Annotated in this window: 13 protein-coding genes; 2 read left to right on the forward strand and 11 right to left on the reverse strand. The window is 39.6% G+C overall.

From position 1 onward, the window contains the following. Positions 1-35 precede the first annotated feature (35 nt). The 6 genes from DCO56_RS13450 to DCO56_RS13475 all read right to left on the reverse strand — a co-directional run bounded on the left by DCO56_RS13450 (position 36) and on the right by DCO56_RS13475 (position 5,500). Complete coding sequence (locus DCO56_RS13450) at positions 36-1,025, reverse strand: LLM class flavin-dependent oxidoreductase (protein ID WP_108634272.1); 990 nt, start codon at positions 1,023-1,025, stop codon at positions 36-38. A 46-nt stretch (positions 1,026-1,071) separates the two neighbouring features. Further along, complete coding sequence (locus tag DCO56_RS13455; protein WP_108634273.1) at positions 1,072-2,259, reverse strand: THUMP-like domain-containing protein; 1,188 nt, start codon at positions 2,257-2,259, stop codon at positions 1,072-1,074. After that, positions 2,260-3,522: an aspartate kinase gene (locus tag DCO56_RS13460; RefSeq protein ID WP_108634274.1), complete on the reverse strand. Its 1,263-nt coding sequence runs from the start codon at positions 3,520-3,522 to the stop codon at positions 2,260-2,262. 25 nt (positions 3,523-3,547) lie between these two features. Next, positions 3,548-4,219 carry a DUF3298 and DUF4163 domain-containing protein gene (locus tag DCO56_RS13465; protein ID WP_165306813.1) on the reverse strand — a complete coding sequence of 224 codons (672 nt, stop codon included), beginning with the start codon at positions 4,217-4,219 and terminating at the stop codon, positions 3,548-3,550. Positions 4,220-4,362: 143 nt separating this feature from the next. After that, positions 4,363-4,815 carry a GNAT family N-acetyltransferase gene (locus DCO56_RS13470; protein ID WP_108634276.1) on the reverse strand — a complete coding sequence of 151 codons (453 nt, stop codon included), beginning with the start codon at positions 4,813-4,815 and terminating at the stop codon, positions 4,363-4,365. Beyond that, positions 4,808-5,500, reverse strand: coding sequence for a YggS family pyridoxal phosphate-dependent enzyme (locus DCO56_RS13475; protein ID WP_108634277.1), 693 nt, complete (start codon positions 5,498-5,500; stop codon positions 4,808-4,810). The genes DCO56_RS13470 and DCO56_RS13475 overlap by 8 nt, the downstream gene beginning before the upstream one ends. A gap of 72 nt (positions 5,501-5,572) precedes the next feature. Between DCO56_RS13475 and DCO56_RS13480 the strand changes: the two genes are divergently transcribed. Together DCO56_RS13480 and DCO56_RS13485 are read left to right on the forward strand one after the other, a co-directional pair. Next, positions 5,573-6,331: a DUF4296 domain-containing protein gene (locus DCO56_RS13480; RefSeq protein WP_108634278.1), complete on the forward strand. Its 759-nt coding sequence runs from the start codon at positions 5,573-5,575 to the stop codon at positions 6,329-6,331. A gap of 20 nt (positions 6,332-6,351) precedes the next feature. Then, positions 6,352-8,724 (forward strand): endonuclease MutS2, encoded by a 2,373-nt coding sequence (locus DCO56_RS13485; RefSeq protein WP_108634279.1) that lies wholly within the window; start codon positions 6,352-6,354, stop codon positions 8,722-8,724. Positions 8,725-8,772: 48 nt separating this feature from the next. On the opposite strand, the gene DCO56_RS13490 is transcribed toward DCO56_RS13485, so the two are convergent. The 5 genes from DCO56_RS13490 to cysD form a co-directional block, all read right to left on the reverse strand. Next, a complete protein-coding gene (locus DCO56_RS13490) occupies positions 8,773-9,111 on the reverse strand; it encodes a hypothetical protein (RefSeq protein WP_108634280.1) in 339 nt (112 codons plus the stop codon). 7 nt (positions 9,112-9,118) lie between these two features. Further along, positions 9,119-9,364 (reverse strand): hypothetical protein, encoded by a 246-nt coding sequence (locus tag DCO56_RS13495; protein ID WP_108634281.1) that lies wholly within the window; start codon positions 9,362-9,364, stop codon positions 9,119-9,121. Between the two features lie 102 nt (positions 9,365-9,466). Next, the gene (gdhA, locus tag DCO56_RS13500; RefSeq protein WP_108634282.1) at positions 9,467-10,798 is read right to left on the reverse strand and encodes an NADP-specific glutamate dehydrogenase; all 1,332 of its coding nucleotides are present in this window, start codon (positions 10,796-10,798) and stop codon (positions 9,467-9,469) included. A 486-nt stretch (positions 10,799-11,284) separates the two neighbouring features. Continuing rightward, a complete protein-coding gene (locus tag DCO56_RS13505) occupies positions 11,285-12,529 on the reverse strand; it encodes a sulfate adenylyltransferase subunit 1 (RefSeq protein ID WP_108634283.1) in 1,245 nt (414 codons plus the stop codon). Between the two features lie 32 nt (positions 12,530-12,561). Further along, on the reverse strand, positions 12,562-13,452 hold the full coding sequence (gene cysD, locus DCO56_RS13510) for a sulfate adenylyltransferase subunit CysD (RefSeq protein WP_108634284.1): 891 nt from the start codon (positions 13,450-13,452) through the stop codon (positions 12,562-12,564). Positions 13,453-13,477 lie beyond the last annotated feature (25 nt).

Raw genomic sequence — 13,477 nt, forward strand, 5'->3', positions numbered from 1 at the left:
ATAAAAATTCACAATATATAATCCCCTAGGGCGCCTTAAGCAAGCGCTTCCTTAAGCAAGGAAAATGATCGCAGGCATTTTTCGTCGTCAAAAATATAGGAAGTAGCCATAATTTCATCGACTTTATGATCTTTGACAAATTTTTCTATTTCTGGAGCGATCTTGTTTTTATCCCCCACAAAAGCACAGGAGGCCATGCTCTGTACAGCTTGTTCAATAGCTGGAATTCCTTTATAAATTACTTCCTCTGTCGGCGGAGATAAGGGTCTCCTTGTGTTCGTTACAATACCAGCGAATAAATTAAAAAAGCTGGTAGACAAAAACTCGGCTTCTTCGGTAGTTTCTGAAGCGATAACATTGACACAGGAAATAAAATAAGGTTTATCCAACACCTCCGATGGCACAAAATTCTGATGATAGATCATACTTGCCGAGGCAAATTGGGCCGGAGCAAAGTGTGTCGCAAAAGCGTAGGGGAGCCCTAAACTGGCCGCTAAATAAGCGCTATCCGTACTAGATCCCAGAATATAAAGAGGGATTTCCAGCCCTTCACCGGGAAATGCACGCACTTTTGCATCATAATTATCTATGCTGAAATAACGTTGAAGATCTTTGACCTCCTGCGGAAACTGAAATGCAGTATTTAAGTTATTTCTTCGCAAGGCCATTGCAGTCAATTGATCAGTACCCGGTGCCCGACCTAAACCAAGATCAATTCGCCCCGGAAATAACGTTTCCAATGTACCAAATTGTTCCGCGATCACTAGGGGAGCGTGATTAGGCAACATGATACCGCCCGAACCCACTCTGATCCGGTCAGTATTCGAAGCAATATGTTGTATAAGTAGTGAGGTTGCCGAACTTGCGATATATTCCATATTATGGTGTTCGGCAACCCAGATTCTTTTAAAATCCAGTTTTTCGATATGCTGGGCAACCTTTACACTGCGAGCGATGGCACTGGCTGCATTTTCTCCCTTTTTGACAGGAGCTAAATCTAATGCTGATAATACGATTTTATCCATACATTAAAATTACGGAGAAGAAACAGGACAATTGTAATCAAATTGTCTATTCTAGAATTCGCTGCGTATGTATGACAATAAGCTGATCATTCAGCACTGTTGTGAAGAAGCTGAAGGTGTCACCGGCGTCTTTAATCTTAAACTTCTTTTTGATCGCCTCTGTTTTTAACGGAAAATTCTTAGCGATAATATCAGCTATCAGCGGACTTTTCTTTTTCTTAAATTCTGTAAAAGATTCCACCTGCTTAATTACAAATACTTTCCCGGGAAAATCAGAGATTTTCTGATCGGAGGTATACAAATGGGTGCTTTTGTGTAGTTTTTTTAACCCAAAACGACTGGCAATTGTTTTAAACGCTCCAGCTTTGGTCAGGGCCACATCAGGTTCGTAGAGATAGGATAGGGGGCCACTATAATCCACAAGGGTTGCACGTTCTTCTGTATAGGTGAAAGAGACTATCTGCTGTTGCTCTCTCAGCAGTCGGACAGCATGAATGACTGGTTCGCCTTCATAGCCTTTCTCTTGAATAAAAACAAGCTCTTTACAATCATTTTGCAAGGACACCACATATACATCCTTTACATGAACTAGCATACTCAATGCCGAAGAAATATCCAATAATGGCGCGAGCTTGCTGATAATAACATCAGATCGTTCAAAAAAATCGTTTTGCAATGCAACCAAATTGGGCTCACATTCGTCCAATAAAAATACTTTTTTATTTTGAACCCTGCGCGAAGGATCCAGATAGATATAATCAAAATGCTCCTGCGAACGGTTAAGTATGTAATCTACACCATCCGCCGCTACAACGCTGATATTTGTTGCGGACAATATTTTTGCATTATACGAAGAGATTTGCGCAAGATCGGGATTGAGCTCACATGAAATCACCTGCTTTGCCCGCATTGAAAAATAAAAGCTGTCAACACCAAAACCACTGGTTGCATCAATTAAATTTGTACCTTCCTGAATAAGCGAACTTTTAAATAATGCCGTTTTTTCAGAAGAACATTGTTCTAGGTTTAATTTAGCAGGAAAATAGATACCTGGAGTCGCTGCCCATAACGGAATTTTAGTCCTTGCACGTTGTATACCATCGAGCTGTGCAGCCAGTTCAGAAGACGATATTCCTTCAAAAGGAGATTTCTTTAAAGCTATTTTGACAGGAGATTCATCCAGGTTTTTTTCCAAAAACAGCTGCACCTCCTTTTGAAGAATCAATCTATTCATTTATATTTTCTTAACGAGAAGCTGGCAAGTATATCTATCCTTTAATTCACTGATCACTTCCTTGTCGACCAAAACGCGGTCGATCGTTTCCTGGTTATAATAACGTATCGTAATTAATTCAAGACCAGACTCGTGGGTAACTTTAAATCGTTGCTCAAGATCGTTAATTAAATCCACCAGGTTTTTACCGGTATCATCCACTGCGACGGTGAAATTGATCGCCGTATTGTGCATCATATTGATTTTGATACGATGTTCATGAAACAGGTTAAAGATATCCCTGAGGTTATCTTCCACGATGAAAGAAAAATCTCGTGGCGAAATGGAAATAAAAATCTGATTTACTTTAAATATAAACGAAGGAACCGGTAATGTCTGATTTGTACTTCGAATTATCGTTCCTGGAGACTCCGGATCAACAAAAGAACGCACATTTAAGGCGATTTTTTTATTCTGTAATGGTTTGATCGTCTTCGGATGAATGACAGTCGCACCGTAATAGGTAAGTTCGATCGCATCCGTATACGATAGTTCGGGGATCAATTCGGTTTTTTCAAACCATTTGGGATCGGCATTGAGCACCCCCGGAACATCTTTCCAAATTGTTACATTTTCAGCATTTAAACAAGACGCAAATATAGCTGCTGAATAATCGGAACCTTCACGGCCTAAAGTTGTTGTGAAATTCTCCGATGTGGATCCCAGAAAACCCTGCGTGATGACAATATATTCGTCTAATATGGATGGAAGTTCAGCACGGATTTTCTCTTCTGTTTTGCTCCAGTCTACGATAGCCTCGCGGTAGGTATTATCGGTCAATATATAATCACGAGCATCTATCCATTTAACTTTCTCCCCAATAAAGGCAACATAGGCAGCGACAATTTTCGTCGAAATCAATTCGCCCATGGACACAATCTGGTCAAACAGGTAATCGTAGGAGTCCTGCGGATCCTCTTCCAAAACCCACTCGATTTCGACGAAACAGTTGGCAATTTCATCGAATATGGGATGTTCACCTCCAGGAAATAAGTCCTGAAGAATTTGAAAATGAAATGCTTTGGCTTCTTCAAGGGTCTGAAACTGCAAGCCCGTATTATTATAATATTCTCTGGTCAATTTCTCCAGAAGGTTTGTTGTCTTACCCATGGCAGAAATAACGACCAACAAAGCTTCACCTTTGTATTTCGAAATAATCTTTGCTGAATTTCTGACACTTTCCGCATCCTTTACCGATGCACCTCCAAATTTAAAAACCTGCATTTATTTTATTGAGTTTAGTTGATTGCTAATTGATACTATTGATATAATGTAGTCCTTTTTCTGACATCAGATCTTTAAAAGTTGTGTAGGGAATACGCAGCTCTGTACCGCCTTCTGCGTAAGATTTAATTTCGTAGATATTATAATAAAATAATAATTCGTTTTTTTCAAATGTAAAATTATCCGCAAGCGAAAACTTACCATCTTCAAAAAAATATTTTCCATTTAAGGAATCATCCTTATGCAGTCCCTCTTGTTTACGAAAACACTGTTCGGCGATTGTGATAAACTTATCTTTATCTTCTTTGCGAATAATATCGTCAATTGTAATGGGACTATTAGACTGCCTATCAAAGTTTGAATATAAGGTTACATGGTCGCCATGAGCTCCGCCGGTATATTCCTCCTGTTTTGTTCGTATGGCCAGATACATGGGCGTATTTGCAACTACATCAACCTGAAGATCCCGGTTCCAGGTCGCAGTAGATTTACCATTGTTATCATCCACATATTCATTATAAGCATTGATAAAACGATGGGCGGCTTCTTCCATGCTGGTATCTCCTTCAAGATGAACAATAGATGAGACAAGATCATTGATTTTTGCTTCATCGAACACCGGATAGCTCGCCCGGAAATAAGTAGTATCCAATTGATCTTCTCCTTTTAGAAAATAATTACTGTGCTCATCAACCATTTTTTTGTAATAGGAGAGTGTATCCCCAGTCTGAGCTAGGGAAGGTGCTACACTTTTGTTTTGACACGAGTACAACAAACAGCCTAAAAATAAAATTTTCAAAAAAAGATAAAACCGCATTGAATTGATTGTTTCCCTCTAATTTAATAAGTGATCGATACATTGATCCACTCCGGATCAAAATCAGCTTTATACCGCTCGTAGAATTTGATGGCAGATTCGTTCCAGTCCAAAACTTGCCATACCATGCCATGGTAACCACATTCTTTACCATAGGCAAGCGTCCTGTCAAAAAGTTGCTTACCCATTCCCAGTCCGCGCATTTTTTCGGTAACGATTAAATCTTCCAAGTAAAGTCTTCTTCCTTTCCAGGTGGAGTATCTGACGTAATATAATGAAATTCCAACAATTTCTGCACCAACTTCCGCTACAAATGCACCCCAAATAGGATTATCGCCAAACCCCGCTTCTTCAAACTCCGCGAGAGAAACCGTTACTTCATCCGGAGCTTTCTCATAGATCGCCAACTCTTTGATTAACTCAAGCATTTGTGGGCAATCGGACTTAATTGCTGCGCGTATAATTGGTTTAGTCATTGTTTTTATAATGTTTAATTACTCTTTTACCAAAGATTGTGCTTCCGATACGAACCATAGTTGATCCCTCCTCAATCGCCAATTTATAGTCCGATGACATTCCCATCGAAAGTATGTTAAAATAATCATCTTTCCGGTAGAAGCTAGCTTTAATCCCATCAAATAACATCTTTAATTCGTAGAACTCCGCTTTGATCACCTTTTCATTGTCGGTATTGGACGCAATTCCCATCAGGCCACAAATTCGGATATTCTGTAGTTCCAGGAATTCTTCATCACGAAGAAGCTCGATCAACTCCGCATGGTCCAGACCGAATTTGGTATCCTCATCAGCGATATAAACTTGCAATAAACAATCAATAACACGATTGGCTTTTAACGCATGTTTATTAATTTCTTTTAATAGCTTTAAGGAATCTACGGAAGCAATCAAGCTAACGAATGAGGCAATATATTTCACCTTATTCGTCTGTAGATGGCCGATCATATGCCACTGAATATCTTTGGGTAAAAGCTCAGCTTTCTCAATTAATTCTTGAACATGATTTTCGCCAAAAATACGTTGTCCAGCCTCATAGGCTTCCATGATTTCTGAATTGGACTTTGTCTTTGAAACCGCTACAAGTTGAACGCCTTTAGCCTCAGTTTCCAATCTTAAAGCTTCTAAATTACTCGCAATACTCATTTCCGATATAGTTTGATGATGTAAAAAGTGCCAAATGTCGGTCCTTTTTGTAAATTTGTACAAAACTACGAAATGCTACGATTAATACTGAATCTACTTGCGGTGATTTTTTTATTTGGTTCCTGTGTCAGACCAGAAGAGAAGGATATTATCTCACAAAGCAAATTTGTAAATGCTTTGACAGAAATCCAATTGACAGATTCGTATCTCAATATTTTGCCCATTGATAGTGCACGCAAAGTGATGGTGCCTTTGTATCAGGTAACTTTTGACAAATACGGACTGGACTCCGTATCTTTTAAAAAAAACCTGAACTATTATGGTAAAGATGCTGAGATCATGTCGGCCATTTACAAGAAAGTGGAAGAAAATTTGACTAAGCAGAATAAGTTTTATACGGATATCGAACGTAAAAAGCAAGACTCTATCCGCACGCGGGATTCGATTATCAATGCGCGGATTCAGGATAGCACGAGCCGTATCATGCGACAACAGCAACAGTATCAGGAAAATATCGATGCGCTTATCCACTACAAACCAAGTAAGGAAAAATTCAGCTTTAAAGAGGCATCTTCACTGTTTAACAAAAATTTCCAGCAGAAAACAGGCATTAGTTTGGACAGCTATTTGATGAACCAACTTTCTACAGTCAGTTCAAATATTCCAGCCGGTTCAACAACACCTGCATCCTCAGGAAATCCTGCGTCCCCGGCGACAACACCTGGCATTTCAGCTAAGGACACAGCAACGTTACCAAAAAAAATGGAGCAAAGGCTTGAGAAACCTATCCTTACTCCACCACAGGCGTTAAAACCTGTGTCAAAACTTTAACCATCAAAGAATATAATTTTATGGTATATCCATTAAATGCGATAGATAAACTCGGTTTTTACGAGATAAAAGATAAAATAAAACAAAAGTGCCTGAGCGAGTCAGGACGTGAACTGGTTGAGAAAATTCAGCCACAAACTCGCTTTGATCAGATAGATCGTTTTTTGAGGCAGACGAGCGAATTTAAAGATCTCCTTGTCAACGATGGGGCATTTCCGGTCGAGAATTTTTTTCCTTTAAAATCCATTGTTGAAAAGGCTAGGGTCGAAGGTGCTTTTCTACTTGAAGAAGAGTTTTTTCGTGTCTTGTTGTCGTTGAAAACTGTTTACGCCATCATTCGATATTTTAACGAAAGAGAGGGGCTATATCCAAATTTGGAAGTGCTATTTGAGCATTTACCGATAGAGAAGGGAATCATCCGTGATATTGAAACAGTCATCGACGAGCGTGGAAAACTCAAAAATAATGCTTCCCGCCTGTTACTTGAGATCACCCAGCAAATACAACGTGCGGAACAAGATGTGCTCAAACGCATAAATAGTATTTTCAAAAACGCCCAGGACAGCGGGTGGACGGCGGATGGCAATTTGACCGTACGCGATGGGCGTCTATGTATCCCCATCTTGGCGGAGAACAAAAGAAAGCTCAAAGGATTGATCCACGACGAATCAGCAACAGGACAAACAGCTTATATTGAACCAGAAGAGGTATTCCAGCTTAACAATAAGATTAGAGATCTTGAATTTGAGCGCAGGCGGGAGGTTATCCGAATTCTTGTGGAACTCACAGATAAAGTACGTCCACATCTCCCATTATTGCTGTCTTATCATGGTTTATTGACCAAGGTAGATTTTGTTAGAGCCAAAGCATTGTTTGCCCTGGATATTGAGGCCGAGATGCCGGAACTATCCAAAGAAGCGGAGATCAATCTCATCAATGCGCGCCACCCTTTACTCATACTTAACGAACACCACAAAGGCACCGTCGTTCCATTGAATATACAGATCGACCAGTTGCAACGTGTAATTGTTGTCTCCGGACCAAATGCCGGTGGTAAGTCAGTCTGTATGAAGACGGTAGGTTTGCTACAGATCATGGTACAATCGGGTTTATTGATCCCAGCTGAGCCAACGACGAAAGTAGGCGTATTCAAGCAGATATTTGCCGACATCGGTGATGATCAATCAATTGAGAGTGATCTCAGTACATATAGTGCGCACTTGTCGAAAATGAAATATTTTACGGAATTTGCCAATGGACGCACCTTGGTACTCATTGATGAATTCGGTACCGGAACAGATCCTTTATTTGGTGGACCTATTGCCGAAGCCGTGTTGGAATCGTTGAATAAAAAGCAGATTAGAGGTGTGGTGACCACCCACTACTCAAACTTAAAGGTGTTTGCGAGCAATACGACGGGTCTGGAGAACGCCTCCATGTTGTTCGATAACCGCGAGATGCGCCCCATGTATATTCTCCAGATCGGTAAACCCGGTAGTTCTTACGCCTTCGAAATAGCACAGAAAATAGGATTGGGAAAAGATATTCTGGAGGCTGCCAAAGGGAAAATTGGTGTACAACAGAAAAAAGTAGATACCTTATTGATCGACCTCGAACGGGAAAAGAAAGAGGTGTTTGACACGAAAGTTGCCATCAATAAAAGGGAAAAAGAACTTGAATCTCTTAAATCGGAGTACCTGGAATTACAAAGTTATCTTGAGGAAAATAAAAGGGTAATACTGAAAAAGGCCAAAGAAGAGGCTCAGGAAATCATCAAGAACTCCAATAAATTAATCGAAAATACGGTTGCACAGATCAAGTCGGCGAAAGCTGATAAGGAGAAAACCCGTGAACTGCGCAGCAATCTGGATCAGGCTTTGAAAGCCGTTTTGCCAAAAGAACAGGCGGCGAAGCAAGTCATCAAAGAGAAAATAACGGAATCTTCCGAACTGACCGTAGGTGACTGGGTACAGATTATTGACAATGGAGCTGAAGCACAGGTTGTTGAAATAGCAAAAAACAACTTGATCCTTGCCATGGGAGAATTGCGCACAGTACAAAAGCGGAAGAATGTCCTTAAGCTCGAAGGACGGGAAAATAAGAAATCCGCTAAAAGTTTATCTAAATCATTGTCAGCTGGAACGGTAGCGGATTTTAATCCGGAAATAGACCTGAGAGGAATGCGTACCGAAGATGCATTGAATGAATTGGAGAAGGTACTGGATAGGGCTGTTATGGTAGGCTATCCTTCACTAAAAATTATCCACGGTAAAGGAGACGGTATTCTGCGAAAATTCATTCGGGATTACTTACGTAAATACAGTCATGTCAGCCGGTTTGAAGATGAACATCAAGACCGCGGTGGAGACGGAATAACTTATGCTTATTTATAGCAATATAAGAGCACTCGCATATGTACGCATGCGAGTGCTCTTTATTTTTTAGATCGCTTGATCTTTGCCACCAAAGGTGATCATCACCATACCCACAATGATAACAAACATACCGACAACTTGCAGCCAGCTCAGTGGACTTTTAAAGTAAAATGCCATTGCCAACTGAACCGTCAGAAAAGTCCCTCCTGAACATAATGCTATAACTATAGGTTGAGAGACATTCTTAAATAATTGAATGAGAAACCAACTTGCCGAAAGCAAAATAATATTCCCAACAATCAACGCAGCCCATTTATACTTAGGGTGAATACCACCCAGTTTAAATAGGATAGAGGAGACAATTTGGCAAGCCCAAAATGCCGCAAAATAAAGGTAGTTTAACATATTGTCGCTATTCGTATCTACTGTAAGCACCGTTAAAAGATTGACGCATTAAAGAGAACTGATCTATTACACTTTTAAGAAATTCCTCATCAAGCAATTCAAAAACACCATTTACGCCGCCTATGATGTCAACCTCTGCAATTTTATAGGATTGCTCCAGATTTCCTTGTTCAAATTTGATGATGAATTTTTGATTCATTCCAAAGATGGAAATCTTGCAATCAGGATGGGGGAGTTCCGCTATTAATCTCATGTAAATCTCTTTGTTTTAAAAATTACCATAAAAGTATAAAAAAACGCCCAAATGAAATACATTTGAGCGTTCAGGATTATGATATGATTAGAAAAAGGCTGATTATACAACTCCTTGCGCTTTCATAGCATTGGCTACTTTAATAAAGCCGCCAATATTGGCACCTTTTAAGTAGTTAACAAAATCACTTTCTTTGCCGTATTTCAGACAAGTCTCGTGAATGCTTTCCATAATTGTTTTCAGACGGCTATCAACTTCCTCGGTACCCCATTGTGTACGGATCGAGTTTTGGGACATTTCCAAACCACTGACAGCAACTCCACCTGCATTTGCTGCTTTTCCCGGAGCAAAACTAATTTTGGCATCTAAGAAAATCTTAATTGCTTCGGCTGTTGAAGGCATATTAGCACCTTCAGCGACACAAATACATCCATTCGCCACAAGTGTTTTCGCGTCAGACTCATCCAGTTCATTTTGTGTTGCACAGGGTAATGCGATATCACATTTAAACTGCCAAGGTTTTTGTCCCGGCAAAAACTGTGTATTTGGATAACGGGTAGGGTATTGATCTAAATTTCGTCCCAAAGTTGCTCCAAAAGCCATCTTCTCAGTATCAAAGCCATCTGGATCATGCAATGTGCCGAGGCTATTAGAGACAGTAATTACTTTTGCACCTAATTGCATTGCTTTTTCAACTGCATAAAATGCAACGTTACCAGCACCTGAAACTGTTGCGACTTTACCTTTTAAGGATTGTCCCTTATGTTTAAATATGCAGTCAACAAAGTATAAAAGTCCATATCCGGTAGCTTCCGGACGAATATAGGAACCACCCCATAATTCACCTTTACCCGTTAAAACACCTGTAAAGTTATTCTGAAGACGCTTAAATTGTCCGAATAAAAAGCCAATTTCGCGTCCACCAACACCGATATCCCCAGCAGGAACATCTGTATCTGCACCTATATGACGATATAATTCCGTCATAAAGCTCTGGCAAAAACGCATGATTTCATTATCTGATTTACCTTTTGGGTCAAAATCGGAACCGCCTTTACCACCACCGATCGGTAGGCCCGTTAAACTGTTTTTGAAAACTTGTTCAAAAGCAAGGAATTTCAAGATGCTCTGATTCACAGAAGGAGCGAAGCGGAGACCTCCTTTATATGGACCTATAGAACTATTCATTTGTACACGGTATCCACGGTTTACCTGCACCTGATGATTGTCATCTAACCAAGTTACACGAAAAGAAATAATACGTTCAGGTTCGGTCAGACGTTCAAGAATTTTTTGGTCGAAAAACTCAGGATGATTGTTGGTGATATAAGGAAATAAATCCTCTGTAACTTCTTTTACTGCTTGTAAGAATTCTGGTTCATTTGGATTGCGTTTCTCAACGCTCGCAATGAACTCGTTAAAATTTTTTGACATGTTTTAATTAGTAAAATTTCCCTTTGGCTGGCACTAATTTATGTATTTTTTAACAGAAAACCAATTTTTGTTAATTTTTTACAAATTTTGAGCAATTATAATGAAATTTCGAATTCTATACTATATAGGCTTATTTAGGTTGATTATAGCGAATTGTAGCCAAAATCAAATCATCCGTGTATTTTATTCGACATTTTGAATAAAAAGAAGAATCATTTTCGTTTTTATAATAGAACGGGCTAAACGTAATGATTTACGTAATTCTAGTCTTTATAAATTTTGATATTTATAAGGCTGTCGTGGAGTCACGTTGTGCAGAGGGGTGGATTTATAAATTGTTATTTAACATAATATAAATTATAACAATTATATGAATGGATGAAAACAGCGGCTTTTAAAACAATTATTGTAAATAAAAAAGGAATCCGGGCATTACGCCCGGATTCCTCAATAAATATTTAGGTTGAATATTTACAGATAAAATTATTAATCAACAGCTTGAATCATCAGCGCGCCAACTGTTAGATTAGTCCGTGGATCAATCACGATCGCTTGCGAATTCGCGGCATTTTCTGCCTGCAAATCGAATACAAGATTTTCAGCAGATTTGATCGCGATCCGGCCAATATCATTGAGCTTGATCGTTTCGTCAAAGACTTTTTCCTGTGTATTGATGTCAAATTTATAAAGCACATCAACAATTTTTATTTTTGTCAATTTACTATGGCTCTGTAGCAAATAGATCTGTTCGGTATCCAGAGGTTTATTGTCAAACCAACATACATTTGCCTGTATATTGCGCTCAAATTTTGGTTGTTTTTCAACATTAGCAATCGTGTCACCGCGACTAATGTCCACATCGTCTGTTAAATGAAGAATAACTGACTGTCCATTTTCTGCCCGATCAAGCTGCAGACCATTAAATTCTATGGCCTTGACAGTGCTGTATGTTTCTGAGGGATAAATAATTACCTGATCACCTACCGTAAGCCCCTCTCCTAATACTCTACCTGCATATCCCCTATAATCATGGAGATCATCCGTTTGTGGCCTGACAACCCATTGTACCGGGAACCTCCAGTTCGCTGCCTGATTTTCGTGAATTTCAACATTTTCCAGGTAGTCCAACAATGATTCTCCTGAATACCAGAGCATACGCTCAGATTTATGAACAATATTGTCACCTTTTAATGCGGATACAGGGATAAAATCAACGTCCTGAAGCCCTAGATTGGCAGCCAATTGCTGATAGTCATTTTTGATTTGTTCAAAAACAGCGGCGCTATAATCCACCATATCCATTTTATTGACACATACCAATACCTGCTTCATTGCCAGCAATTTAGCAATAAATGAATGCCTTTTCGTTTGTTCAATCACGCCCTTCCTTGCATCTACCAAGATAATAATCAGCTCAGAATTAGACGCGCCTGTAACCATGTTTCGCGTGTATTGGATATGGCCCGGAGCATCAGCGATAATATATTTTCGTCGATCGGTCTGAAAATATTTGTAAGCAACATCGATGGTTATTCCTTGTTCGCGTTCTGCTTTTAATCCATCCGTTAATATCGCTAAATCTACTGTTCCATCATCATTTTTTCGATTGGCACGTTGTATCGCTTCCAATTGATCGTCCAAAATAGAATTGGTATCGTATAGCAATCGACCTATTAACGTACTCTTACCATCATCTACCGAACCAGCTGTTATAAATTTCAATATATTCATTGTTGTCAATATCAAGTATTAGATTTGAGGAATTAAAAATACCCCTGTTTTTTGCGTTCTTCCATTGCTGCCTCGGATACTTTGTCATCCATCCGGGCCCCGCGTTCACTGACTGTTGATGCTTTGATTTCCGCAATGATATCATCCAAAGCAATTGCTGTGGAATCTACTGCTGCTGTACAGGTCATGTCACCCACTGTTCTGAAACGAACAGATTTAGTTTCGATAACATCATCCGCATCCATATTTAAAAATGGTGCGGCTGCCATTAATTGTCCGTTACGCGTAATTACCTCCCGTTCATGGCTAAAATAAATGGATGGCAATGCAATTTGTTCGCGTTTGATATAATTCCAGACATCGAGCTCAGTCCAATTTGAAATCGGAAATACCCGCACATTCTCGCCTTTGTTTATCTTACCGTTGAAAATACTCCACAGCTCAGGTCTTTGTCTTTTTGGGTCCCATTGTCCAAACTCATCCCGCACGGAGAAAATACGTTCTTTTGCCCGTGCCTTCTCCTCATCTCGGCGCGCCCCTCCGATACATGCATCGAAACCGTGTTTCGAGATTGTCTCGAGTAAGGTGACAGTCTGAAGTGCATTACGACTTGCATTTTTTCCTTTTTGCTCAACGACTTTGCCCTGATCTATACTATCTTGCACATAGCCCACAATCAGCTTTTCTCCGATCTCTTCAATAAGGCTGTCACGGAAAGCAATAGTTTCCGGGAAATTGTGCCCGGTATCAATATGAACCAGAGGAAAGGGAAATTTACCCGGCCTAAAAGCTTTTTTTGCCAGATGAACCAATGTGATGGAATCTTTTCCGCCCGAGAATAATAATGCCGGTTTTTCAAACTGTCCGGCGACTTCTCTTAATATATATATTGCTTCCGCTTCTAAATGATCTAAATAGTCCATTCTTTGAAATAATAAATTTGATTTA

The sequence above is a fragment of the Sphingobacterium athyrii genome (assembly GCF_003071065.1).
Taxonomy (GTDB): domain Bacteria; phylum Bacteroidota; class Bacteroidia; order Sphingobacteriales; family Sphingobacteriaceae; genus Sphingobacterium; species Sphingobacterium athyrii.

Bases quoted from the DNA above. Each gene is read 5' to 3' on its own strand.
- DCO56_RS13450 (WP_108634272.1), bottom strand. From the start codon at position 1,025: ATGGATAAAATCGTATTATCAGCATTAGATTTAGCTCCTGTCAAAAAG.
- DCO56_RS13455 (WP_108634273.1), bottom strand. From the start codon at position 2,259: ATGAATAGATTGATTCTTCAAAAGGAGGTGCAGCTGTTTTTGGAAAAA.
- DCO56_RS13460 (WP_108634274.1), bottom strand. From the start codon at position 3,522: ATGCAGGTTTTTAAATTTGGAGGTGCATCGGTAAAGGATGCGGAAAGT.
- DCO56_RS13465 (WP_165306813.1), bottom strand. From the start codon at position 4,219: ATGGTTGATGAGCACAGTAATTATTTTCTAAAAGGAGAAGATCAATTG.
- DCO56_RS13470 (WP_108634276.1), bottom strand. From the start codon at position 4,815: ATGACTAAACCAATTATACGCGCAGCAATTAAGTCCGATTGCCCACAA.
- DCO56_RS13475 (WP_108634277.1), bottom strand. From the start codon at position 5,500: ATGAGTATTGCGAGTAATTTAGAAGCTTTAAGATTGGAAACTGAGGCT.
- DCO56_RS13480 (WP_108634278.1), top strand. From the start codon at position 5,573: ATGCTACGATTAATACTGAATCTACTTGCGGTGATTTTTTTATTTGGT.
- DCO56_RS13485 (WP_108634279.1), top strand. From the start codon at position 6,352: ATGGTATATCCATTAAATGCGATAGATAAACTCGGTTTTTACGAGATA.
- DCO56_RS13490 (WP_108634280.1), bottom strand. From the start codon at position 9,111: ATGTTAAACTACCTTTATTTTGCGGCATTTTGGGCTTGCCAAATTGTC.
- DCO56_RS13495 (WP_108634281.1), bottom strand. From the start codon at position 9,364: ATGAGATTAATAGCGGAACTCCCCCATCCTGATTGCAAGATTTCCATC.
- gdhA (WP_108634282.1), bottom strand. From the start codon at position 10,798: ATGTCAAAAAATTTTAACGAGTTCATTGCGAGCGTTGAGAAACGCAAT.
- DCO56_RS13505 (WP_108634283.1), bottom strand. From the start codon at position 12,529: ATGAATATATTGAAATTTATAACAGCTGGTTCGGTAGATGATGGTAAG.
- cysD (WP_108634284.1), bottom strand. From the start codon at position 13,452: ATGGACTATTTAGATCATTTAGAAGCGGAAGCAATATATATATTAAGA.